Source organism: Marinobacterium sp. YM272 (assembly GCF_050908845.1).
Classification (GTDB): domain Bacteria; phylum Pseudomonadota; class Gammaproteobacteria; order Pseudomonadales; family Balneatricaceae; genus Marinobacterium_D.
On the sequence record NZ_CP194171.1, the window covers coordinates 1260519 to 1283199 of the forward strand.

14 protein-coding genes are annotated in these 22681 nt (G+C 57.7%); 11 read left to right on the forward strand and 3 right to left on the reverse strand.

Going from position 1 to position 22681, the window contains the following annotated elements:
* Positions 1 to 87: 87 nt before the first annotated feature.
* From ACQUQP_RS05920 to ACQUQP_RS05930, 3 genes are all read right to left on the reverse strand, one after another.
* The gene (locus ACQUQP_RS05920; protein ID WP_432697879.1) at positions 88 to 1392 is read right to left on the reverse strand and encodes a TRAP transporter large permease; all 1305 of its coding nucleotides are present in this window, start codon (positions 1390 to 1392) and stop codon (positions 88 to 90) included.
* The gene (locus ACQUQP_RS05925; RefSeq protein WP_432697880.1) at positions 1382 to 1876 is read right to left on the reverse strand and encodes a TRAP transporter small permease; all 495 of its coding nucleotides are present in this window, start codon (positions 1874 to 1876) and stop codon (positions 1382 to 1384) included. Before ACQUQP_RS05925 ends, ACQUQP_RS05920 begins: the two co-directional genes overlap by 11 nt.
* 212 nt (positions 1877 to 2088) lie before the next feature.
* Complete coding sequence (locus ACQUQP_RS05930) at positions 2089 to 3099, reverse strand: DctP family TRAP transporter solute-binding subunit (protein ID WP_432697881.1); 1011 nt, start codon at positions 3097 to 3099, stop codon at positions 2089 to 2091.
* Positions 3100 to 3551: 452 nt separating this feature from the next.
* On the opposite strand from ACQUQP_RS05930, the gene amt reads away from it, so the two are divergent.
* From amt to ACQUQP_RS05985, 11 genes are all read left to right on the forward strand, one after another.
* Positions 3552 to 4811, forward strand: a complete 1260-nt coding sequence (gene amt / locus ACQUQP_RS05935; protein WP_432697882.1) for an ammonium transporter — start codon at positions 3552 to 3554, stop codon at positions 4809 to 4811.
* A gap of 259 nt (positions 4812 to 5070) precedes the next feature.
* A complete protein-coding gene (locus tag ACQUQP_RS05940) occupies positions 5071 to 6333 on the forward strand; it encodes a capsule biosynthesis protein (protein WP_432697883.1) in 1263 nt (420 codons plus the stop codon).
* Positions 6330 to 7103, forward strand: a complete 774-nt coding sequence (locus tag ACQUQP_RS05945; protein WP_432697884.1) for an SDR family NAD(P)-dependent oxidoreductase — start codon at positions 6330 to 6332, stop codon at positions 7101 to 7103. Before ACQUQP_RS05940 ends, ACQUQP_RS05945 begins: the two co-directional genes overlap by 4 nt.
* 6 nt (positions 7104 to 7109) lie before the next feature.
* Positions 7110 to 8627 (forward strand): LTA synthase family protein, encoded by a 1518-nt coding sequence (locus ACQUQP_RS05950; protein WP_432697885.1) that lies wholly within the window; start codon positions 7110 to 7112, stop codon positions 8625 to 8627.
* A gap of 66 nt (positions 8628 to 8693) precedes the next feature.
* Complete coding sequence (locus ACQUQP_RS05955; protein ID WP_432697886.1) at positions 8694 to 16103, forward strand: SDR family NAD(P)-dependent oxidoreductase; 7410 nt, start codon at positions 8694 to 8696, stop codon at positions 16101 to 16103.
* Positions 16100 to 17419, forward strand: coding sequence for an aminotransferase class I/II-fold pyridoxal phosphate-dependent enzyme (locus tag ACQUQP_RS05960; protein WP_432697887.1), 1320 nt, complete (start codon positions 16100 to 16102; stop codon positions 17417 to 17419). The genes ACQUQP_RS05955 and ACQUQP_RS05960 overlap by 4 nt, the downstream gene beginning before the upstream one ends.
* Before the next feature lie 175 nt (positions 17420 to 17594).
* Positions 17595 to 17981: a DVU3141 family protein gene (locus ACQUQP_RS05965; protein WP_432697888.1), complete on the forward strand. Its 387-nt coding sequence runs from the start codon at positions 17595 to 17597 to the stop codon at positions 17979 to 17981.
* 15 nt (positions 17982 to 17996) lie between these two features.
* Positions 17997 to 19709 carry a polysaccharide biosynthesis/export family protein gene (locus tag ACQUQP_RS05970; protein ID WP_432697889.1) on the forward strand — a complete coding sequence of 571 codons (1713 nt, stop codon included), beginning with the start codon at positions 17997 to 17999 and terminating at the stop codon, positions 19707 to 19709.
* Positions 19710 to 19842: 133 nt separating this feature from the next.
* Positions 19843 to 20631 carry an ABC transporter permease gene (locus ACQUQP_RS05975; protein WP_432697890.1) on the forward strand — a complete coding sequence of 263 codons (789 nt, stop codon included), beginning with the start codon at positions 19843 to 19845 and terminating at the stop codon, positions 20629 to 20631.
* Positions 20628 to 21314, forward strand: a complete 687-nt coding sequence (locus ACQUQP_RS05980; protein ID WP_432697891.1) for an ABC transporter ATP-binding protein — start codon at positions 20628 to 20630, stop codon at positions 21312 to 21314. Before ACQUQP_RS05975 ends, ACQUQP_RS05980 begins: the two co-directional genes overlap by 4 nt.
* The gene (locus tag ACQUQP_RS05985; protein WP_432697892.1) at positions 21311 to 22411 is read left to right on the forward strand and encodes a chain-length determining protein; all 1101 of its coding nucleotides are present in this window, start codon (positions 21311 to 21313) and stop codon (positions 22409 to 22411) included. Before ACQUQP_RS05980 ends, ACQUQP_RS05985 begins: the two co-directional genes overlap by 4 nt.
* Positions 22412 to 22681: the final 270 nt, after the last annotated feature.

Consider the following 22681-nt stretch of genomic DNA (forward strand, 5'->3'; position numbering starts at 1 on the left):
GGCTTGAAAACAAAAACGGCCAGTCCTTTTGGGGACTGGCCGTTTTTGTTTGAGCCGTTGGCAGGGCTTTCGTTTGAACGGTCTGGCCTACCAGGCGCCGACTACGTAGCCGAGTTTCTCAGGCAGCCAGAGTGCAAGTCCCGGTACCAGCATCACCAGCAGCAGGCTCACCGCCATCGACAGGACAAAGATCATGGTCCAGCCCAAGGTCTGTTCCAGCCGGATATTGGCGATTCTTGTGGTCACCATCAGGTTCACCGCCACCGGCGGTGTAAACTGGCCGATGGCGATGTTCATCGCCAGCAGGATACCGAACCAGACCGGGTTCCAGCCGAAGTGCTGCATCAGCGGCAGCAGGATCGGGATCAGGATCAGGTAGATCGAGATCGCGTCCAGCAGCATGCCCGCCAGCAGTACCAGCAGCATCACCAGCCCCAGCAGCACCCAGCCGTTTTCAGACAGGGACAGCATCGCCTCGGCCAAGTGACGGAAGGTACCCAGTGTCGTCCCGGCCCAGGCGAAGATCCCTGCCAGGGCGATGATGAACATGACGATACCGGAGGTGATGCCCGCTTCGCCCATCAGGCGCCAGAGGTCTTTCAGCGTCAGTTTGCGGTAGATCAGCGTACCGACGATGACACCGTAAGCCACCGCGACCACGGCGGCTTCCGTCGGTGTGAACAGGCCGGAGCGCAGACCGCCGAGAATAATCACCGGTGCGAACAGTGCCGGCAGGGCTTTACGGAAACTCTCACCCAGGGGCGGGCGTTCGGTGGTGTCCGGGTCTTCCCAGCCGTAGCGGCGGGCCAGCAGCCAGGCCGGCAGCAGCAGTGACAGGCCGGCCAGTACACCGGGAATCAGTCCGGCCGCGAACAGGGCGCGCAGGTCCACACCGGGAACCACGATGGAGTAGAGGATCAGTGCAATCGACGGCGGGATCAGGATCGCCGTAGAGGATGAGGCGGCGATCAGCGAGGCTGAGAACGGCTGTGGATAACCGGCGCGCTTCATGCTCGGCAGCATTACCATGGCGACGGCGGCTGCATCGGCGGGCCCCGAGCCGCTCATGCCACCCATGATCAGGCAGACCAGTACAACAACCACGGCAAGCCCGCCGTGGCGTGGCCCGATCAGTGCCTGGGCAAAGCGCACCAGGCTGGCGGCGACGCCGGCGTATTCGAAAATCAGGCCGGTGAGGATGAACAGCGGGATGGCGATCAGCGGGTATTTGGCCACGCTGTTATAGGTGTTGGTGCCCAGGGTGGCGAGCATATCCGGCGACAGGCCGGCAAGGATTCCGACCATGCCGCCGATACCCAGTGAAATAGCTACTGGCGCACCGAGGATCAGGGCGAGCAGAAAGCCGCCAATCATCAGAATATCAGGACTCATGCTGCTCTCCGCTATCAGCTTTGCCGGTGAGGCGATCGATCAGGTTCTGGGTCATGCGGATGATGATTGCCGCCGACAGGATCGGCAGCCAGATCACGTAGATCCAGTTGGGCAGGCCCAGCCCCGGCGAGAGTGATTCCCACTGGTACTCCTCCAGCGCGAAGGTGGAGCCGTACCAGGTGGCGGCACCGAGCACAGCGATGCCGGCGGCCCACTGCAGCAGATAAACCACAGGCAGCAGCGGGCGGGGCAGGTGGTGCTCGATCAGCTCGATGCGGATGTGCTGGTTATCCCGAGCAGCCGCGGCGGCACCGGCAAAGGTCACGATCACCAGCAGGAAGACGGAGAACTCCTCGGTAAAGGCAAAGGAGGCATCGGTGGCGTAGCGCACGACTACGTTACCGAGGCTGATAAGGCAAATAACAGTCAGTGCCAGCGCAGCCAGGAAACGTTCCGGCCGGGCCTTGGGCGGTCTGGATGACATGTAAACTCCAGAAAGGAAAAAGCCCGCCGCGTGGTAACGGGCGGGCAGGATCAGTTTATAAAAAGTGCCCTCAGGCTTTTGAAAAGCGTTATCGAGGCAGCCGGAGCAAGGCAAAAACAGGCGAAAAAGCGGAGTTTAGTAAACTAAATGAGCATTTTGAGCCTGTTTTTAACGCCGCTACCGGCAACGCAGGTAGCTTTTCAATAGCCTGATCAGTTGTTGCGGTTGGCCACCGCTTCCTTAGCTTCTTTGACCAGATCTTCACCGATCTTCGGAGCCCAGGTGTCGTAAACCGGCTTGGTCGCTTCAACAAAGGCTGCGTGCTGCTCCGGTGTCAGATCGATCACCTCGACGCCGCGCTCCTGGATTTTCGCCAGGGTGGCGTCCAGTTCGCTGCGGGACTTTTCAATCTCCCACTGACCGGCATCGATGGCGGCCTGTTTCAGCAGTGCCTGGTCGTCCGGTGAGAAGGTGCGCCATACACGGGTGCTGACAGCGAAGACCAGCGGGTCAGCCATGTAGTGCCAGCGGGTCAGGTATTTCTGGCCTACCTGGTCGATACGTGCCACGTCAAAAACAGACAGCGGGTTTTCCTGGCCGTCCACGGCGCCGGTGGTCAGTGCCGGCTTGGCATCGGCCCAGCTCATCTGGGTCGGGTTGGCGCCCAGGGTGGAAAAGGTGTCCTGGAACAGCGGTGACCCGACGACGCGGATCTTAAGACCCTTCAGATCTTCCGGGTTGCTGATCGCCAGTTTGGAGTTGGACAGCTCGCGGAAGCCGTTCTCACCCCAGGCCAGCGGAGTGACGCCGCGCTTTTCGATCGCCTGGAAGATTTTCTCGCCGGTTTCGCCCTGGGTGATCGCGTCGATCGCCTGGTGGTCCGGCATCAGGAATGGCAGTGAGAACAGGTTCAGCTCCGGAACCTGGGGCGACCAGTTGATGGTGGAGCCGACGGCCATATCGATCAGACCTGAGCGCATGGCGGAGAACTCCTTGGTCTGATCGCCGGAGACCAGCTGAGCGCTGCTGTAGATCTTCATGTTGATGCGCCCTTCGGAGCGCTCGTTCACCAGCTCGACCCACTTCTCAGCGGCCTGTCCCCAGGGGAAGGCGGCGGGGAGCACGGTGGATACGGTGTATTCAGCCTTGTACTCGGCCTGGGCAAAGGGGCTGAGCAGCAGGCAGGAGGCTGCGGCTGCCAGCAGGGTGCGTCTTTTCAGCATCGGGGCGTCCTTTTCGATCTTTTTGGGCATCGCTTCACAGAAAGCTGTTGTGCTTATTAACTGTGGGCAAGGCGGCACAATATGCCGCAGCCCGTGGCGTTGGTAAAGCATTTGCCGGCCGCAACCTAGAGTAAGTGGCAGCTAGCACGAAAATCGATGCGTCAGCTCAAGTTGTGAACAAGCCTGGCACTGAAAGAGTGCGGGTCGAAGCGCGGCTCCTGGTTGGATTGTGCACTGTTCTGGATGTCGTGCCTCGTGCGGTGCACCTTTTTGGCTGGGTTTGTCTCTCTTTTTCCACAGGCGTTAGCACTTATTGCAAGTAATACAGAGGATTGGAGCAAGTTGGTCCGATGGTTGCTTATTCGTATTAAGAAATTAAATATCCTTTGGGTAATAGTATGGCGGGTTCTGGTGTAGGCCGGAACACGTGAATGCACTGCGGAGACCGACCTATGGAAAATATGGTGCTCGAACTTGGGTACGCCCTCGATACCTTTTACTTCTTAATGTGCACTGCGCTGGTGATGTGGATGGCGGCTGGTTTCGCCATGCTGGAATCCGGTCTGGTGCGCGCGAAAAACACAGTCGAGATATTGAACAAGAACGCGCTGCTCTATGGCATCGCCTGTATCGTCTATCTCGTCGTCGGCTACAACATCATGTACCCGGCTAACCCGGTGAGCTCTGTCATCCCGGGGATCGACTTCCTGCTGGGTGCCGATAACAGCGTTGAGGACGTGGTCGCCGGCGGTGACGGCGCGCCTTACTACTCTGCCATGGCTGACTTTATCTTCCAGGCGGTATTCGCTGCTGCCACCATGTCGATCGTATCCGGCGCCGTGGCTGAGCGGATGAAGCTTTGGCCGTTCCTGATCTTTGCCGTCGTGATGGTCGCTGTGATCTACCCGGTAGAAGGCTACTGGAAGTGGGGCGGCGGTTTCCTCGATCAGCTCGGTTTCCAGGACTTTGCAGGCTCTGTGGTTGTCCACATGGCCGGTGCTGCAGCGGCTCTGGCGGCGGTAATTCTGGTCGGCCCGCGCAAAGGTCGCTTCGGACCGAATGGCGAGGTACGTGCCATCCCGGGTGCAAACCTGCCGATGGCAACCCTGGGTATGTTCATCCTGTGGATGGGCTGGTTCGGCTTCAACGGCGGTTCTGAGCTCAAGATCGCCAACGTGGATGAGGCTAATGCGGTCGCCAAAATCTTCGTCAACACCAACGCGGCGGCTGCCGCCGGTATGGTGGTTGCCGCACTGGTGGCGCGCTTCCTGTTCGGTAAGACCGACCTGACCATGACCATCAACGGTGCTCTGGCCGGTCTGGTGGCGATCACTGCCGAACCGCTGCTGCCGTCCGCTGGTGTGGCGAGCCTCATCGGCGCCGGCGGTGGCGTGGTGGTGGTGTTCTCTGTACTGCTGCTCGACAAGCTGAAACTCGATGATCCGGTCGGTGCGATCTCCGTGCACGGTTCCGCCGGTATCTGGGGCATCTTCGCGGTACTTATCAGCAACCCGGACGCGACCTTCATGGGCCAGTTGATCGGCACCGCCGCCACCTTCGCCTGGATGTTTATCGCCAGCTTTATCGTGCTGCTAATCATCAAAGCGGTTATGGGGCTGCGTGTCAGCGAACAGGAAGAAGCGGAAGGTATGGACGTGCATGAGTGTGGTATGCACGCCTATCCGGAGTTTGGACCGGATCACATCAAATAACGTCAGCGCGTTTACAGCTTTGCCCTCCATCAAAGGCCCTTCGGGGCCTTTTTATCGTTCAGTGGCAGCCGTGCTAAGGCGGGCCGGCAAGAGTTCCGCTGGTATCAGGTGAAAGCGGTGAGTGACTCAATGTGGCAGGCGACGGGGCTGGCGGTTTGTTGTCTCCATATCGAAAGGTCAACGTGGTAGGATGCGTTCCGGTTTTGGGAAGCTATGCAAAGCCTCCTTCGCTTGGATGTAACTCAAGGATTGACACCAGTTGGCAGTAGAATCTCGTTCATTTTTGATGTTGCAGGGTGTTGCTTCTCCCTTTTTTGCACGCCTCGCCGACGCTTTGCGTGCATGCGGTCACAAGGTCTATAAGGTTAATTACAACGCCGGCGACCTGGCGTTCTGGTTTCCCCGGGGCGATCACGCCCATTATCGTGGCACTCTGGAGCAACTACCTGCGTTCCTTGAGTCGCTTTGGCAGAAATGGGGTATTACCGATCAGATCCTGTTTGGTGATCGACGGCCGGTGCATCGTGCCGCGGTAGAAAGTGCAGAGCGCTTTGGCGTGCGTACCCACGTATTCGAAGAGGGCTATTTCCGGCCGTTCTGGGTCACGCTGGAGCGTGAAGGTGTCAATGGTCACTCTCTCTTGCCGCGGGATCCGGACTGGTTTCGCTCGGCTGCCACTTTCCTGCGTGATCTGCCGGAGGAAAAGCCCAACCGCTTTCGCTCGGCATTTCGTAAACGAGCCGGCTACGATGTGATCTATCACGTCGCCGGGATGCTGAATCTTTTTCTCAACCCGCGCTACCAGACCCACTCCCCGATAACTGCACCGGTGGAGTATGCCGGTTATATCGCGCGTTTTATGCGCCTGCCGTTCTGGCGCAAACGCGATGCTCAGGTGATAGATCGCCTGTGTCGTGAGTCCGCTGACCATCCGTTTTATCTGCTGCCGTTGCAGCTCAATACCGATGCCCAGATACGGGATCACTCCCGCTTCGATAATATGCAGCAGGCAATCGAGTATGTGCTGGAATCTTTCGCCAGAAAGGCATCGGTATTTTCGCGTTTGCTGATCAAAAACCATCCGCTGGATATGGGACTGGTCGATTATCCGGGGCAGATAGATCAGATTGTGAAGCGCCTGGGTCTGGTGGGGCGGGTTGAATATATCGAAACGGGGAACCTGGAAAAGGCGTTGAAATCTGCTTCGGGTACAGTAACGGTCAACAGTACCGTGGGCATGGTCTCTCTGGAGAAAAACTGCCCCACCCTGTGCCTGAGCGACCCGATCTACAACCTGCCCGGCCTGACCTGGCAGGGCGAAATGGATGATTTCTGGCAGGGCGGCGGTCAGCCCGATGCAGCGTTGTTTGAGGCCTTTCGCAAGGTGGTTGTGCATGCCACGCAGATCAACGGTGGCTTCTACTGCTTTGACGGTATCAGTCTGGCGGTAGAGAACTCAGCCAAAGTGCTATGCACTGAGAAAACACCCTTTGAGTCTTTGTTGGAGGCCTGCCCGCTATGACGCAGAAAGCGCCCGCTCACATCCTGATAACAGGGGCAACTGGCGCCATCGGTTCTGCCCTCGCGCTCGAGTATGCGAGCCCAGGTGTGCTGCTGTCGCTCCAGGGGCGCAACGCGCAGCAGTTGGAGCAGGTAGCGGAGCGGTGTCGCACAGCAGGTGCTCAGGTAACAACCTATGTGATAGATCTCTGTGACCGGGAGTCGCTGCGTGAGTGGGTCGATGAACTGGTTGTTGGAGAGGTGCCGGACCTGGTCTTTGCCAATGCCGGCATGAATATCAATACCGGTCTGGATAACGCCGGGGAAAGCTGGGAAGCCACGGAACAGTTGCTGGAGCTGAATATCCGCTCCACGTTTTATCTGACACACCTGATGGCCAAGGCGATGCGGGTGAAGGGCCAGGGGCAGCTGGTGTTACTGAGCTCCCTGGCTGCCTGGTTCGGGTTGCCGGTGACGCCCGCTTACAGTGCCAGCAAGGCGGCGGTCAAAGCCTACGGCGAAGGGCTGAGGGGCTGGCTGTCCGGCAGCGGGGTGAGTGTGACGGTGGTGATGCCCGGCTATGTGAGTTCCGCCATGTGTGATGCCATGCCGGGTCCCAAGCCGTTTCTCTGGCGCGCCGATCGCGCCGCCGGCTATATCCGCAGTCGCGTGGCGCGACGCCGGGGACGTGTCAGTTTTCCGTTTCCGTTGAACTTTGGTACCTGGTGGCTGGCGGTGCTGCCGGCGGGTCTGTCGCACCGGATTCTGCGTCTTATGGGCTATGGTGGCTGAACCTCTATGCTGTTAATTGTATCCGCCGGCCTGCTGGTATCAGTGCTGATGGCCGCGCTTGTCAGCCCAACCGGTGGGCGGCCGCGCCTTCCCAATAGCTATGCATGGTTGAGCGGTCTGGCCTGGTGGCTGGCCTGGTTCGCGGCGGTCTGTCTTATCAGCCAGCGGCCCTATTTTGCGGCGACCCTGGTCGTGGTGCTTCACGCCGTGCTGATTGCGGTGAATTACTCCAAGTTTACGGCGTTGAGAGAGCCGTTCATCCTGCAGGATTTCGAGTATTTCAGCGATGCTATCCGCCATCCCAGACTCTATATTCCTTTCTTTGGCATAGTTAAAACCCTGGTGCTGATCATTGCTGCGGCGATCGCGATAGGGTTGTTTCTCTGGCTGGAAAAGCCGCTTTCCAGTTCGGGAATGAGTGCCTGGCAATTGCCCGCAGGGGCGCTGTTTGTATCGCTCATCGCTTCGGCAGGTGCCTGGCTGATCAGGCCGCGCCTGACGTTAGACCCCTTGAGGGATATGCAAACGACAGGGCTGATCTCTCTGCTGCACAGTCATCTTGCCGAGTATTGGCTGGCGCGTCGCAAGGTATTCGCAGATCCGGTCGCTGAATGGCCAAGCCTTGAGTCGAACGGCGCAATGCCGCACCTGGTCATGGTGCAGAGCGAATCCTTTTTTGACCCCCGCCCGAGTTATCCCTTTGTTGAGCCTTCGGTGCTGGCAAACTGGGATGAATGTTCAGCGGTTGCAGCCGCCGCAGGGCGCTTGTCCGTGCCTGCCTGGGGCGCGAATACCGTGCGCACCGAGGCGGCTGTGCTGACCGGACTCTCCCGCGATGCCCTGGGTATCTTCCAGTACAATCCCTATCGTCGGCTGGCAAAGAAACCGGTCAGCTCCCTGGCGTCGCACCTGCGGGCGCAGGGCTATAAAACGGTTTGTGTCCACCCCTATCTGGGGCACTTTTACCAGCGCGACCGGGTGCTGGCGTCGCTGGGTTTTGACGAGTTTATCGATATATCAGCCTTCGATGAATCAGACCGTTGTGGCCAGTACACCGGCGATCTTGCGGTCAGCGATAAAGTGAAAGCACTGCTGGCGTCGACTAGAGAGCCGCTGTTTGTTTTCGTCATTACCATGGAGAATCATGGTCCCCTGCATCTGGAGCAACCTGAACCGGGGCTGGCTTCCCGTGTCTATACGGAGATACCTTCCGGTCCTGTGGATGATCTGACCGTTTATCTGGGCCATCTGCAGCATGCGGACGCCATGGTGTCACGCCTGACGGAGGCGCTTCAGAGCACTGAACGCGGCGGTTCGCTGTGCTGGTATGGCGATCACGTGCCGATCATGCCGGAGGTGTATAGTCATTTTGGCGAACCCGAAGCAACCACGCCCTGGCTGGTATGGACGAGCGCTAATATGCCGCAAACCGGCGCCAGCTCTGGTGTGGAGGGGCCGTCCTGTGCTGCCGAACAGCTCGCGAAATGCTGGCTGCAAATCGTAAAAGAGTGCCGCTGGGTATAAACACGCAGATTGTAAATTTGCTACCATGCACCGCTAAACTGATAGATCCCGGGACTGTACAAATAGATGGACAAGCGAATTGCTGTTATCGGTTGCTCACTGCGTTTACCAGGCTGCGACAACACTGAAACACTTTGGAAAGCTCTGCTCGATAAACGTGACCTGGTGACAGAAGTTCATGACAGTCGTTGGAGCAAAGAGGCCTGGTTGCATCCGGACAAGAAACATCCGGGCAGCAGCTATAGCTTTGCCGCCGGCTCACTGGGTGATGTGAGCGGCTTTGACGCAGCCTTCTTTGGTCTTTCCCCCCGGGAAGTCAGCCACATGGACCCGCAGCAGCGCCTGCTGCTGGAGATGTCCTGGGAGGCGATGGAGAGTGCCTGTATAGCGCCTTCCAGCCTGCGCGGCAGTAATACAGGCGTGTTCATGGGGATCGCCGCCGTTGATTACGGCTACCTCTACGCCGATGATTTCAGCGCCATCGATGCCAACACCGGTACCGGTACCGCATCCAGCATCGGCTCCAACCGCATCTCTTACCTGTTTGACCTCAAGGGTCCCAGTGTCTCCATGGACACCGCCTGTTCGTCATCGATGGTGGCCTTCCATCAGGCCTGTCAGTCGATCCGCAGCGGCGAAACGGACCAGGCCCTGGCGGGTGGTATCAGCCTCCATCTTCACCCCAACGGGTTCATGATTTTCTCCAAGGCAACCATGTTGTCGCCGGATGGCCGCTGCAAGGTGTGGGATGCGGATGGCAATGGTTACGTGCGCTCAGAGGGTGGAGGCGTATTCCTGCTGAAGGATTACGAAAAGGCCGTTGCGGATGGCGACCCGATCCTGGCGGTCGTTGCCGCATCGGCGGTTAATACCGATGGCTACAAATCGGGCATCACCGTGCCCAATGCCGATGCGCAGATCGAGCTGATGCGCCAAGCCTGCGCCAAGGCGGGGCTGGAGCCGGAACAGATCGACTACCTCGAAGCCCACGGTACCGGCACCCCGGTGGGTGACCCGATCGAAACCCGGGCGATCGGCCAGGCGCTGGGTCAACAGCGTAGCCGCCCGCTTAAGATAGGTTCTATCAAAAGTAACCTTGGTCACCTGGAAACCGCTTCCGGCGTGGCAGGTCTTGCCAAAGCGATCCTGTCGATCCAGAACCGCCAGGTGCCGGCGACCATCAATCTGCGTAAGCCCAACCCGAATATCCGCTTCGATGAATGGAATATCGAGGCGGTCACCGACACGCTGGATCTGCCGAAAACCGGCCAGTTGACGATCGGTATCAACTCCTTTGGCTTTGGCGGTGCCAACGCCCATGTGCTTCTGCAAAGCCCGCCAGAATCGGAACAGCCGGTCAGCGACTCTTCTGTAGCCGACTCTGATCGTGAGCTACCGCTGATCCTGTCGGCCCGCAGCGGGGATGCGCTGAAAGAGATGGCCCAGCGCACCGCGGATCTGCTCAGCTCCGAGAGTGCGGTTGATCTCTATGACCTGTGCTGGAGCGCACGCTATCGTCACGAGCAGCACGAGCAGTCGCTGCTTGTATGGGCAAAAACTGCGGAACAGGCCGCTGAAGCCCTGAATGGTTTTGCGAATGATGATGAAGCGAGCTCGGGCGTTTTCACCGGGCGTCGTCAACTGCAGGACCAGGGCAGTGTCTGGGTCTATTCCGGTAACGGCTGTCAGTGGGCCGGTATGGGACAGCAGTTGCTGGCCGAGTCCAGCCTGGTTCGGGAGACCGTTGCCGAAATCAATCAACTGATCAAACAGTACTCCGATATCTGCGATGTGGAGGAGCTGTTGGGCCAGCCTCAGGATGACGACTGCTACGCCCTGACGGAGCTGGCGCAGCCGGCGCTGTTCGCGCTGCAGGTGGCTGTCACCCGTTACCTGCGAGCGCAGGGGTTAGAGCCCGAAGCTGTCACCGGACACAGTGTCGGTGAAGTAGCGGCAGCCTGGGCATCGGGCGCACTGACGCTGGAACAGGCGACCCGCGTTATCTGCATCCGCAGCCAGTACCAGGGCAAAACCGCGGGCAGCGGCGAGATGACAGCCGTGGCGACCGATGAGGCCAGCCTGAATGAATTGCTGGCGACCCTCGGGTGTGACCGCGTCGCGGTGGCCGGGGTTAACAGTGCCAAAGGGTCGACACTGGCAGGCGATCCGCAGCAGCTGACGCTGGTTGAGGCGCAGTTGAGGGAGCAGGGCGTCCGCTTCAAGCGCCTGAGCCTTAACTACGCGTTCCACAGCCCCTGCATGGATCCCATCGAAACTGGCCTGAAACAGGCGCTTGCAGGGCTGGAGCCCGGCGAGAGCAAAATCCCCTTTATCTCGACCGTAACCGGCGAAGAGCTGCAAGGTTCATCCCTGGGGGCGGATTACTGGTGGCGCAATATACGCCAACCGGTTCTGTTCGAAAAAGCGATATCCGGCTGTCTGGCAAAGGGGCAGCAAACCTTTGTCGAAATCGGTGCGCACCCGGTTTTGCGTACCTACCTCAGTGAGTGTCTGCGCGCGCAGGGGGAACAGGGGCAGGTGATTGCGACCCTCTCCCGTGGCCAGGACGCGGCGGTCGAGCTTGAACGGGCACTGGCAGAGTTGCTGCTCAGTGGCGCAAGGCTCGATGAGAGCCACTGGTTCCCGGTGCAAGGGAAGGCGGTTGCTCTGCCTGCTTACCCCTGGCAAAAACAGTCCTACTGGAAGCCTGATAGCGCCGAGTCTATCGGGTTGTTGTCGCGCCATTACCGCCATCCGTTGCTGGGTTATGCCCTGCCGCACCAGCCGGGTCAGTGGGAGGCACAGCTGGATACCGGGCGTCAGCCCTGGCTGGCTGATCATGTTGTTGGCGACGGTGTTGTCTTCCCAGGCGCAGGTTATGCGGAGCTTGCCCTGGCGGCAGTGGAACAGCAGCTGATCGAGCACGAATCCGACACCCCGGTGATCGATATCGAGGGGCTGGAGATTCGCGCGCCGATGTTGCTGGAACCGGGCTCCACCAAGGTTGTGCAGACCGCCCTCGATGAAGAGAGTGGTGAGCTGCAAGTGAAGGCGCGTCCCTATGCCCATGAAGGCGAGTGGCAGGAGCATGTCAAAGCGCGCTGGTTTGAGGGCAGTGCCGGCCGACTGCTGACCCGCCAGGCAGAGATGATGCCTGAGCGAGCGGCGGATTTTGATCGGGCCCAGCACCTGGCTGCCGCGACGCAAATCGGTTTGGACTATGGTCCCGCATTCCAGGGTGTCAGCGAGGGCTGGGTAGAGGGTGACTCTGTCATCGGGCGCTTTGACCCAACCGAGCAGATCAGACAGAGCCATGACGGGCTGCTGCTTCATCCGGGGATTCTCGATACGGCGTTCCAGCTGTTTATCCCGCTGCTGGCGCAGGAAAAGCAGCAAAGTGGATTTGGTTACGTACCGGTACAGATCGAACGGCTGCAGTTCAGTCGCGCTCATATTGGCATCATCCCGGCGCAGGTGAAGGTCCGCATGGTGCGCCGTTCCCCGCACTCTTTGCTGGCTGAAGTCGAGCTCTTCGATGCACAGGGCGAGGCCGTAGCGGTGCTGACAGGAGTCAGATTCAAGGCTGTTCCCCTGCGCAAGCATCACTCACTGCCGATCTCCCAGCTGGATATGCCGCTGCAGCCACTGCCGCTGCCGAAGGTTGTTTCGGCGCAGGATCAGGCGGAAATGCTGCAGGGGTTGCAGGGTTTCTTTGCCGATCAGTCCGAAGATCGCATGATCACCGAAGTCGAGCCGCTGCTGGATACCCTGGCGCTGGCCGGACTCAACGCAGGCCTCACTGCCCAACCCGTGCGGCTAGCCCAGCTGGGGAGTGTGCAGTCACGTTGGGCTGATACAGCGATCAAGCAGGGCATGCTGCTCGAAGACGACGCGGGTGAGCTGCAGGTTGCAGAAGCGCCCGAGGTAGAACTGAGCGAGCTATGGGAGTTGCTGCTGCGTGAGTATCCCGAGGCTTTCGGCCCGGTTCATGCCGTTGGACGCCTGGGTTTACATCTCGCCGATTGGCTGCATGAGACCGGCCCACTGCCAGGCGTGACCGAACGCGTGTGGAGTGACCTCTATCGCTCACGCCATGAGCCGAGGCGCCTGGCTGAGCTGCAGCGATGCCTGGTCGAGTCGCTGTTTGCTCAGCTTGATGACCTGAAGCCGGGTCAAAGGCTGGCACTGGCAGAAATTACCGCCGGTGAAATGGTGTTGAGTCCAGCTCTGGCCGCAAAAATTCAGGGGTGTAACGCTGAGCTGAGCTTTGTCAGCGCCTCGGCCGCGGCCGTTAACGATGCCCGGGCCGAGCTGCAGGATCAGCAGCTACATGCGTTGCACTGGGATAAAGCCTCGCTGCCGAAAGAGCTCGGGCTGCTGGACCTGGTGCTGGTTCACCTGGACTTTATGTACCCATCCGACGTGCGCCAACTGTTGCAGCAGTTGCACACTGTACTCAGGTCTGGCGCGCAGGTGCTGCTCCTGGGGCAGCCTCAGGCGCTTTGGCTGGAACAGCTCGCGGCGGCTGAACAAGACCTGCTGGAGCAGGAAGGCAGTCTGCAGCCGGGCACAGACCACTGGTCTCGCCTGTTGAAGGGGCTGGGCTATGAAGGGGTGCAGCTGCTGGAGGATGCCGAGCAGGCAGGTAGCGCCTTCCTGTTGTCAGCAACGCAGCCACAGCAGGTCGACAGCAGTGACTTCGATTCACTCAGAGTGCCTTTGCTCTGGGTCGATCAGTACGGTCAGGCACAGGCCGATCAACTGGCCGCTCAGTGGCCGTCACTGCAGCTGGTTTCCTCTGTCGACGAGCTTGAAAGCCGGATCGAGGGCGAGACTGATCAGCCACAAAGCTTGCAGCTGGTACTGTTGGCAGGAGCCGGGTCTGACAATTCTCAGGCTGGCGCTACCCGGCGTTGTGCCGAGATTCGCGACCTCGTAGGGGCACTGGAACAGATCGATGCTGATCTGCATCTGACGGTAGTGACGGCAGGTGTCGGCGCAGCCCAGTTAAACCCCGATGAGTTGCCGCCCAGTGAGCAGGTTGTCACCCAGGCGGCGGTCTGGGGATTCGTTCGTACTCTGATGAACGAAACGGGTCTGCCACTTCAGTTGATTGATCTGCCGGGCAATCCTGCCGATACAGATTTGACTGCCTTGCAGCAGGCGCTGCAGTGTGCCGCGGACGAAGATGAGCAGTATCTGACTGCTACCGGTGAGCGTTACGTTCCGCGCCTGATCCACGCCGCCAGCCATGAGCTGGGTGGAAGCAAAGAACAGAATCAGCGTTTAACTCTCGGCTTTGATCAGCCGGGGCAACTGCGTAACCTGCGCTGGAAACCGCGTGAACTAAACCTGCCGGTTGATGATCAGGTCCAAGTCGAGGTCAAGGCCACCGGTCTTAACTTCCGCGACGTGATGTATGCCTTGGGGCTGCTCTCCGATGAGGCGATCGAGAACGGCTTCTCTGGCCCGGCGATGGGGCTGGAGTTTTCCGGTACGGTCACTGCGGTGGGGTCGGATGTCAAAGATTTTCGACCGGGTGACCCGGTGGTCGGGTTTGGCTCTGCCAGCTTCAGTACCCGGATGGTCACGGGTGAAGAAACCCTGGCTCACCTGCCTGAAGGTATTAGTTTCGAGGCGGCGGCAACCATCCCGACCACGTTCTTCACCGTGTACTATGCGCTCAAGCATCTGGCGCGGATCCAGCCCGGAGAACGGTTGCTGATTCATGGTGCAGCCGGCGGGGTTGGTTTGGCCGCGATTCAGATCGGTCGTTTAATGGGGGCTGAGATCTTTGCCACCGTGGGGTCCGATACCAAGCGCGACGTTGTCCGTCTGTTGGGCATCGATGCCATTTACGATTCACGCAGCCTTACCTTTGCCGAAGATATCCTCGCGGATACTCAGGGCGAGGGGGTGGATGTGGTGCTTAACTCCCTGGCGGGAGAAGCCATTAACCAGAACCTGCGTGTGCTGCGTCCCTTTGGTCGTTTCCTGGAGCTGGGCAAGCGCGATTTCTACGAGAATACTTCCATAGGTTTGCGCCCCTTCCGCAACAACATCAGCTACTTCGGTATCGATTCCGACCAGCTGATGAAAGTTCAGCCGGCGCTGACGCGTACCCTGTTCCGCGAGATGATGGCCCTGTTTGAGCAGGGTGAGCTCTATCCGCTGCCCTATACCGCATTCTCTGCGTCCCATGTGGTGGATGCATTCCGCTACATGCAGCAGGCAAAACAGATCGGCAAGGTGGTTGTGAATTATCCACAACCTCCTAAGGCTGTGCTGCCTAAAGAAGAGCTGCATGAAAGCCTCAGGCTGTCGGCCGGCAAGACCTTCCTGGTAACCGGTGGCCTGGGTGGCTTCGGCCTGCGCACCGCCCAGTGGCTGGTAGAGAAGGGCGCCCGTCATCTGGCGCTGCTCAGTCGCCGGGGCAAGGCTGAAGGTGAGGATGCGGCGGTTATCGAACAGCTGATCGATAAAGGGATCGACGTTCAGGCCTACGCCTGTGATGTGTCTGATTGGGTGCTGTTGGCAGATACCCTTGAGCAGGTTGAGCAGCAGCAGCCGGCACTGGGCGGTATTGTGCATGCGGCGACCGTGTTTGCCGATGCGCTGGTCGAAAATATGACCGATAAGCAGATCGAACAGGTGCTTGCGGCAAAAGCCTTTGGTGCCCAGCATCTGCATGAGCTGACCGCGGGTAAGTCGCTCGAACTGTTCGTCATGTTCTCCTCGGCGACAACTCTGTTCGGTAATCCCGGTCAGGCCAACTATGTCGCTGCCAACCTGGCACTGGAGGCGCTAACACAACTGCGTCGGGCCCAAGGTTTGGCGGCTACCTGTGTGCGTTGGGGGGCTATCGATGATGCCGGCTATCTGGCACGTAACAGCCAGATCAAGCAGGCGCTGCAGTCGCGCATGGGCGGTAACGCACTGACCACTGAACGCGCGCTGACGGTATTGGAGCAGATGCTGTTGCAGGAACAGCCACTCTTGGGTGTAATGGAGTTTGACTGGTCAGCGCTGACACGCTTCCTGCCCAAAGCAGACGCTGCACGTTACCAGTTGATTGCCCGCAGCCATGACGGCGGAGATTCAGGTGATGGCGGTGGCGATCTGCTCGCAGAGCTGCTGCAGCTGGAGCCCGAGGCGCAGTTAGCCCGGATAGCGGAAGAGCTGAAGCATAGTCTGGGGCAGATCCTGATGTTGCCAGCAGAGCAGATTGACCCGGAACAGTCCGTCTATGATCTCGGCTTTGACTCGCTGATGGGTGTTGAGCTGATCACCGCTATCGACGACCGCTTCGGGGTTCAACTGCCGGCCATGGCGATCAGCGAATCGCCCACGATTGCCAAGCTGTCGGTGAAGTTGCTGGAGCGCATCAGCGGTGAAGATGAAGAGAGTGAAGATTTGACGCAGTCCCTGGTAGTAGCCAAGCACGGCGTTAGCGAAGATGAGGTAAAGGGGACTTGAAAGCCGCGCAATCAATGAAGCAACGCCTGATCGAACAATCTGTTCAGCGCAAGCTCAAGCGTAATGATCGTAAAGCGAGTAACGGCAGTTTGATGACAGGGGCACCGGCACCTAACCGGCGCACCGATTTTTGTCAGCACCCCGGCTGGCAGCAGCTCAATATCATGCGCGAAAGCGCGGTTAAGCTCGATGTCGAGTACCCGTTTTTCAGGGTTCACGAGGGCTGCTCCGGCGCCACTGCTATCATCGATGGCCGCGAGTGCATCAACTTTGCCAGTTACAACTACCTGGGGCTCTCCGGGGATCCGCGCGTCATCAACGCTGCTCAGGAGGCGACGGCTAAGTACGGTACTTCGGTTTCCGCCAGCCGTATGGTCTCCGGCGAGCGTCCCATCCATCGGGAGCTGGAGCAGGCGCTGGCGCAGGTCTACCAGAGCGACGATGCCCTGGCTTTCGTCAGCGGTCATGCCACCAATGTGTCTGTTATCGGTTACCTGATGGGCAGCCGTGACCTCGTCCTGCATGATGAATACATCCACAACAGCAGCCTGATGGGCGCTCAGCTGTCCGGTGCCCGGCGTATGGCGTTTCGTCATAACGACCTTAATCATCTTGAAAAACTCTTGCAGCAAAATCGTCATCAGTTTGAAAGGGTGTTGATCGTCGTCGAAGGACTCTACAGCATGGACGGGGATGCGCCCGACCTGCCAAGCCTGGTTGAGCTGAAAGAATCCCACGAATGTTGGTTGATGGTGGATGAAGCCCATGCGCTTGGCGTTCTTGGTGATAAGGGGCTGGGTAGCCATGAGCACGCCGGTATAGATCCGAAACGTGTGGATATCTGGATGGGTACCCTGAGTAAGAATCTGTCAGGTTGCGGCGGTTATATCGCTGGATGTCAGCCGCTGATCGATATGCTGCGCCATTTCGCCCCGGGCTTCCTTTATAGCGTTGGCATGCCAGCCAGTGTTGCTGCGGCGGCGATCGAGTCCTTGCGTATCATGCTGGCCGAGCCCGAGCGGGTAAGCGCATTGCAAAGGAATTCTGAATATCTGGCAACCCGGGCCCGAGCCGCAGGTTTGGATGTGGGTGAGAGTATCGGTCGTGCAGTGGTACCGGTTATCAGTGGCAGCTCATTGGTTGCGACACGTCAATCGGTGGAACTGCTGAAACAGGGTATAAATGTGCAGCCGATCCTGTATCCCGCGGTGCCTGAAAAGAGTGCGCGGCTGCGTTTCTTCGTGTGCAGCGACCATACCGAGGCGCAGATCGACTTTACCCTTGAAACTCTGCTTTCGATGAAAAAAGCATCCTGAGGCCCGACCTCAAGGCGCTGATCTTAAGGTTAAGGCCAGGATGCATAGAAACGTATTTTAAAGCTCAGTAGGCGGGCCGGCCTGATGGCCGGTGCCGGCTGAAAATGTTAACGTGCGCGCCTCAAAGGATTTGGTATGTCTTTGCAGGCGGGCATAAATGGAGTTATCTGTAGCTATGCAGACCCCTTTCTTTAGCAGCACATCACGGCTCCTGACAGCTTTGGTCTGTGCTGGTGCTCTCGCCGGTTGTGCGCAATCAACGACTGTTCCCTCCGGTACCCAGTGGCAGGCAGCAGCTGACAACACCACTTACCTGAGCCCAGAACTTCAGCAGTTTTTTAATAACTCCGCTGAGCAGGCCTCTGCATACTTTGACCAGACGCCTTGGGGAAATCACGCCGATGTGATTGTCCAGCGTCAGTACTACGCCGGTTCCGGGCGTGAATGTCTGGGCCTGCAGGTGCTGCCTGCTGCTCAAGCGGCAAAGACTGCCATCGCCTGTCAGCAAAACAACCAGTGGGTACCGGTGCGTCCGGTTACCGAACTGCTCAGCGCACAATAAAGCGGGTATATGGGTATGAAACAGATCAAAGCATTGTTACGCCCGCTGCTGGCTGGAGTGGGGGCCTTGGCCCTGGCTGGTCAGGTACAGGCGGTCAGTATCGACAACAGCGGTATCCTGTCAGCGGCTGACCAGGCTCAGCCGATACCGCAGACCATCGATGAGCAGCAGTCGCGTACCGACTGGCGGACGGCTCGTTATGGCAAAGGGCCCGGCCAGACTTCGATTGATGGAGACCAGGAGTTGGTACTTCCCTTCGGAAGTCACCTGTTTAGCGGTGGCTTCAGTGGGATTCGGGCTGATGGGCTCAATCCTGACTACCGCCTTGTTCCGGGAGACCAGGTAACTCTGAGAGTCTGGGGCGCCGTAGAGATTGAACGCATTCTTCCGGTTGACGCTCAGGGTAATATTTTTGTCCCTGGTATTGGTCCGGTTAAGGTCCAGGGCAGCACTAATGCGGAGCTGAATACTAAGGTCACCTCGGCAATCAAGTCCGTTTATCCTGAAGGTGTTGAGGTTTACACCAACCTTCAAGGGGTGCAGCCAGTAGCCGTTTTTGTCACAGGCTACGTGGAGCACCCCGGACGGTATGCGGGTACACCGACAGACTCGCTGCTGTACTTTATTGATCAGGCCGGTGGTATCGATAGCCGCCTGGGCAGCTACCGACACATCAGCGTTATGCGCGATAACAAGGTGATCGCCACGGCTGACCTCTATGCATTCCTGCTGGAAGGCAAGTTGCCGTTGCCTCAGTTTCAGGATGGCGACACCATCGTTATTTCCGAGCGTGGCCCGGCTGTTGTTGTGACCGGGGACGTTGAACGCGACTATCGCTATGAGCTTCTGCCCAGCGAAATGACCGGTGGCGCTCTGCTGTCCCTAGCACGTACCAAGTCTAAGGTCTCCCACGTTTTGTTGCGCGGCAACCGTGATGACGGACCTGTCTCACTTTACCTGCCTGTCGACGAGCTGCAGCAGCAACCGCTGCGTAGTGGTGACGAGGTACTGTTCAGCTCGGATCAGCGCGATGAAACGATCGTGGTGCAGCTTGAAGGCAGCTTTTACGGCCCTTCCCGCTATGCGCTGCCGAAAGATGCGCGCCTCAAGGAGTTGCTCGACGCCGTGGCCGTTCCGCGTGGGCTGACCGATACGCACAGCATCTCCCTGCGCCGCGTCTCCGTCGCAGAACGCCAACGTCAGGCCCTGGAAGAAAGCCTTCATCGTCTGGAAACCAACTACCTTTCAACGCCTTCCGCTACCTCAGAAGAGGCAGAGATTCGTCTGAAAGAGTCGGAGCTGATCAGCAACTTCGTGGCCAAGGCGTCACAAGTCGAGCCGACCGGTCGCCTGGTCGTTTCACATAATGACCAGATCAGCAATATTCGCCTGCAGGATGGTGATGTCATCACCCTGCCCGAATACAGTGACTCGGTTATGGTCAGTGGCGAGGTGTTGGTGCCCCAGTCCATGGTCTATAAGCAGGGCCTGAGCGCCAGTGACTATATCGAAAGCTCCGGCGGCTTTACCCAGAATGCGGATGATAAAAACGTCCTGGTTGTACGGATGAATGGCGAACTCCGCCAGGCCAGCGATGTCACTCTAAGACCGGGTGACGAAATTCTGGTGTTGCCGGTGATACCGACCAAGAACCTGCAGCTGGCTACCAGTATCAGCCAGATCGTTTACCAGATCGCTATCGCAGCGAAGGTTGCTTTCGATCTCTGATCACGCGTGATAGACAGCGCCCTATGGGCGTTGTCATATTCCTGTTGTAATCTAGCTGTAATCTAGAGACGAGTTGTAAACACAAGTGCGGGCTAGGATGCCCGCACTGTGCGTAATACGGAGTAGAGCAGTAGTGAAAGCACGCACACCCTGGCAGGTTACGCGTTCCGTTTGGCATGCCATGTTTATCCGCGAGGCCCTCGCCCGCACTATGGCCGATCGCATGGCCTGGTTCTGGATGCTGTTTGAACCGATTGCAATGATTGTTGTTATGGTGGCCATTCGCACGGTGGTGTTGGGTCGTATGCGCCACATAGATGGTGCCGAGTTCATACCTTGGATAGTTATCGGTTTGTTTGGCTTTTTCTTAGTCAGGGAAAATATGATGCGCCCAATAGGGGCGATTGATGCGAACAAGGGGCTGTTTGCTTACCGCCAGGTTAAGCCCATCGACTCGGTGTTGATCCGTTGCTATCTGGAAGGATTACTCAAATCCTTTATCTTCAGCCTGTTCATTCTGGTAGGGGCGCTTCTGGATGTTGGCCTGATCCCCGCTGACCCGTTGTCTGCACTTTGGGCATGGTTTTCCCTCTGGTGTCTAGGATTGGGGGCTGGCCTTCTCTTTTCAGCCCTTGCCGGACTGGTTCCAGAAATTGGCAAGATACTTCGCATCATATCTATGCCATTGCTGATCATTTCGGGTGTGATTTTCCCGCTGAATTTCATACCTCATGACCTTCTGATCTATGTGATGTGGAACCCCATCGTGCACGGTCTAGAGACATTGCGTGCGGCGTTTTTCCCATTATATCGGGAGCTTCATGGCTCTACTTTGCTGTATCTCTGGTATTGGGCCTTAGCGATGATGACGTTTGGTTTGATGTTACACGTGCGCTTTGAGCTGAGGTTGAAACGTCAATGATCAAGGTGGAGAACCTGTATAAGCGATATCACAACCACCAGGGCAGCGACTGGGTTCTCAAGGATGTGAATATCGAGATTCCCAGCAATGTCAGTGTGGGACTGGTTGGTCGCAACGGTGCGGGCAAGTCCACGCTGTTGCGATTGATAGGTGGGATGGATAGCCCTGATCGGGGCCGAATTGTCACGAATAGCAGTATTTCCTGGCCGATCGGTCTTTCAGGTGGCCTGCAGGGGTCTATGACCGGGCGTCAGAATGTCCGTTTTGTAGCCAGGGTTCACGGCAACCGAAATGACATCGACGCTATTGTAGCGCGTGTTGAACAGTTCGCAGAGATAGGGCAAGCCTTTGATGAACCGGTGAAAACCTATTCCTCGGGTATGCGTTCCAGGCTGAATTTTGGCCTATCACTTGCCTTCGACTTCGATGTCTATTTATCAGATGAGGCCACAGCGGTAGGCGATCGGGTGTTCAGAGCCAAAGCCACCAAGGCGTTTCGGGACCGGGTCGGCAAGGCCAGCATCATTATGGTGTCGCACTCCGAAGGAATTTTAAAAGACGTGTGTCAGTCGGGTATATGGCTCCATCAGGGCCAGGCGATCTGGTTTGATGATATCAATGATGCTATCGAGGCATACCATCAGAGTAGTGGTAAGAAAGAAAAGGTTACCCAAACAGCATGAAAATGGATATTAAACAGCTTATCAAGCAATACCCCTATTGGTTTGCCTGCCTGCTATCGATAGCTCTCGTTACGTTCTACTGGGGCCTTTGGGCCAGTGACCGCTACGTTTCTGAAGCCAACGTAGTGCTCGAAAGCCCGCAGATTGCGCCCCCCACATTAAGCTTCCAATCGCTTCTAAGTGGGACAGGGGGCGACGCTGGTGACATGCTTCTTCTGCGCGATTACCTGTTGTCGGTAGATATGCTGCGCAAAGCGGATGCAGCCCTTGACCTGCGTGGCCATTATTCGCAAAGCGGTATCGATTTCTTCTCGGAGCTGTCTTCGGAGGATGTACCGATTGAAGAACTACATGAATACTTTTTGAAGCGTGTCTTTGTCGAATTGGATTCTTATGCCGGCGTCTTACGAGTCAAAGTAATAGCTTTTGACCCAGAAATGGCTCATACGCTGGCGACCTTCCTGCTAAGTGAAGGCGAGCGACACATGAACGCGATGGGACAAAGGCTGGCCGAAGAGCAGGTTCGATTTCTGGAAAAGCAGGTGGCCAAACAGGCCGAGCAGTTTGATGCGGCTCGCCAGAAGCTGATCGAATACCAGAACGAAAATGGCCTGGTGTCACCCACGGGCACTGTTGAAAGCATCAACGCTGTAGTGGCAAGCCTTGAGGCTCAGTTAGCTAATTTAAGAGCCAGGAAAACGGCACTGCTGAGTTATCAGAGCCAGCGCTCATCGGAAGTACAGCGTGTAGAAGCTGAGATAAAGGCGCTGATTCAGCAAATCGGTCTGGAAAGAGCTCGGATGGCTCAGCAGTCAGGAGGCGCACTGAATGTACTTTCATCTGAATACCAAACGCTTGAGCTCCGAACCCAGTTTGCCCAAGAAAGCTACTCTGGTGCACTGATGGCGCTGGAAAATACCCGCATTGAAGCGGCACGCAAGCTTAAGCAAGTATCAGTGCTGCAGAGTCCTACTTTGCCAGAGTATTCAGTAGAGCCGCGTAGACTTTACAATACCGTTGTTTTTGCAATTGTCGCATTACTGGCTGGATTGATCCTCCAGATGTTGGTGTTGATCGTTAAAGATCATAAAGATTAATTTTTAGCATTTCTCGTTACTAACGCGAACGCGCCCACGCTAACGCGAAAAATACGAGTCTTGGTCCGCGCGCTCTGCGCGCGCTCTGACTTTCGAGTGCTCCTACAGAGGTTGCTCTCCAATACGGAGGAATGCGCGACCGGGCGGTAGCGTGTCAAATTGGATGGAGTGACACGTAACTTTCCGCTGAAGTTCCGACACTATGTGTAAACTATCAGCATCACTTGAACACTAAAATTACCCGCCTAAATGACGCCGCCTTCAGTTACT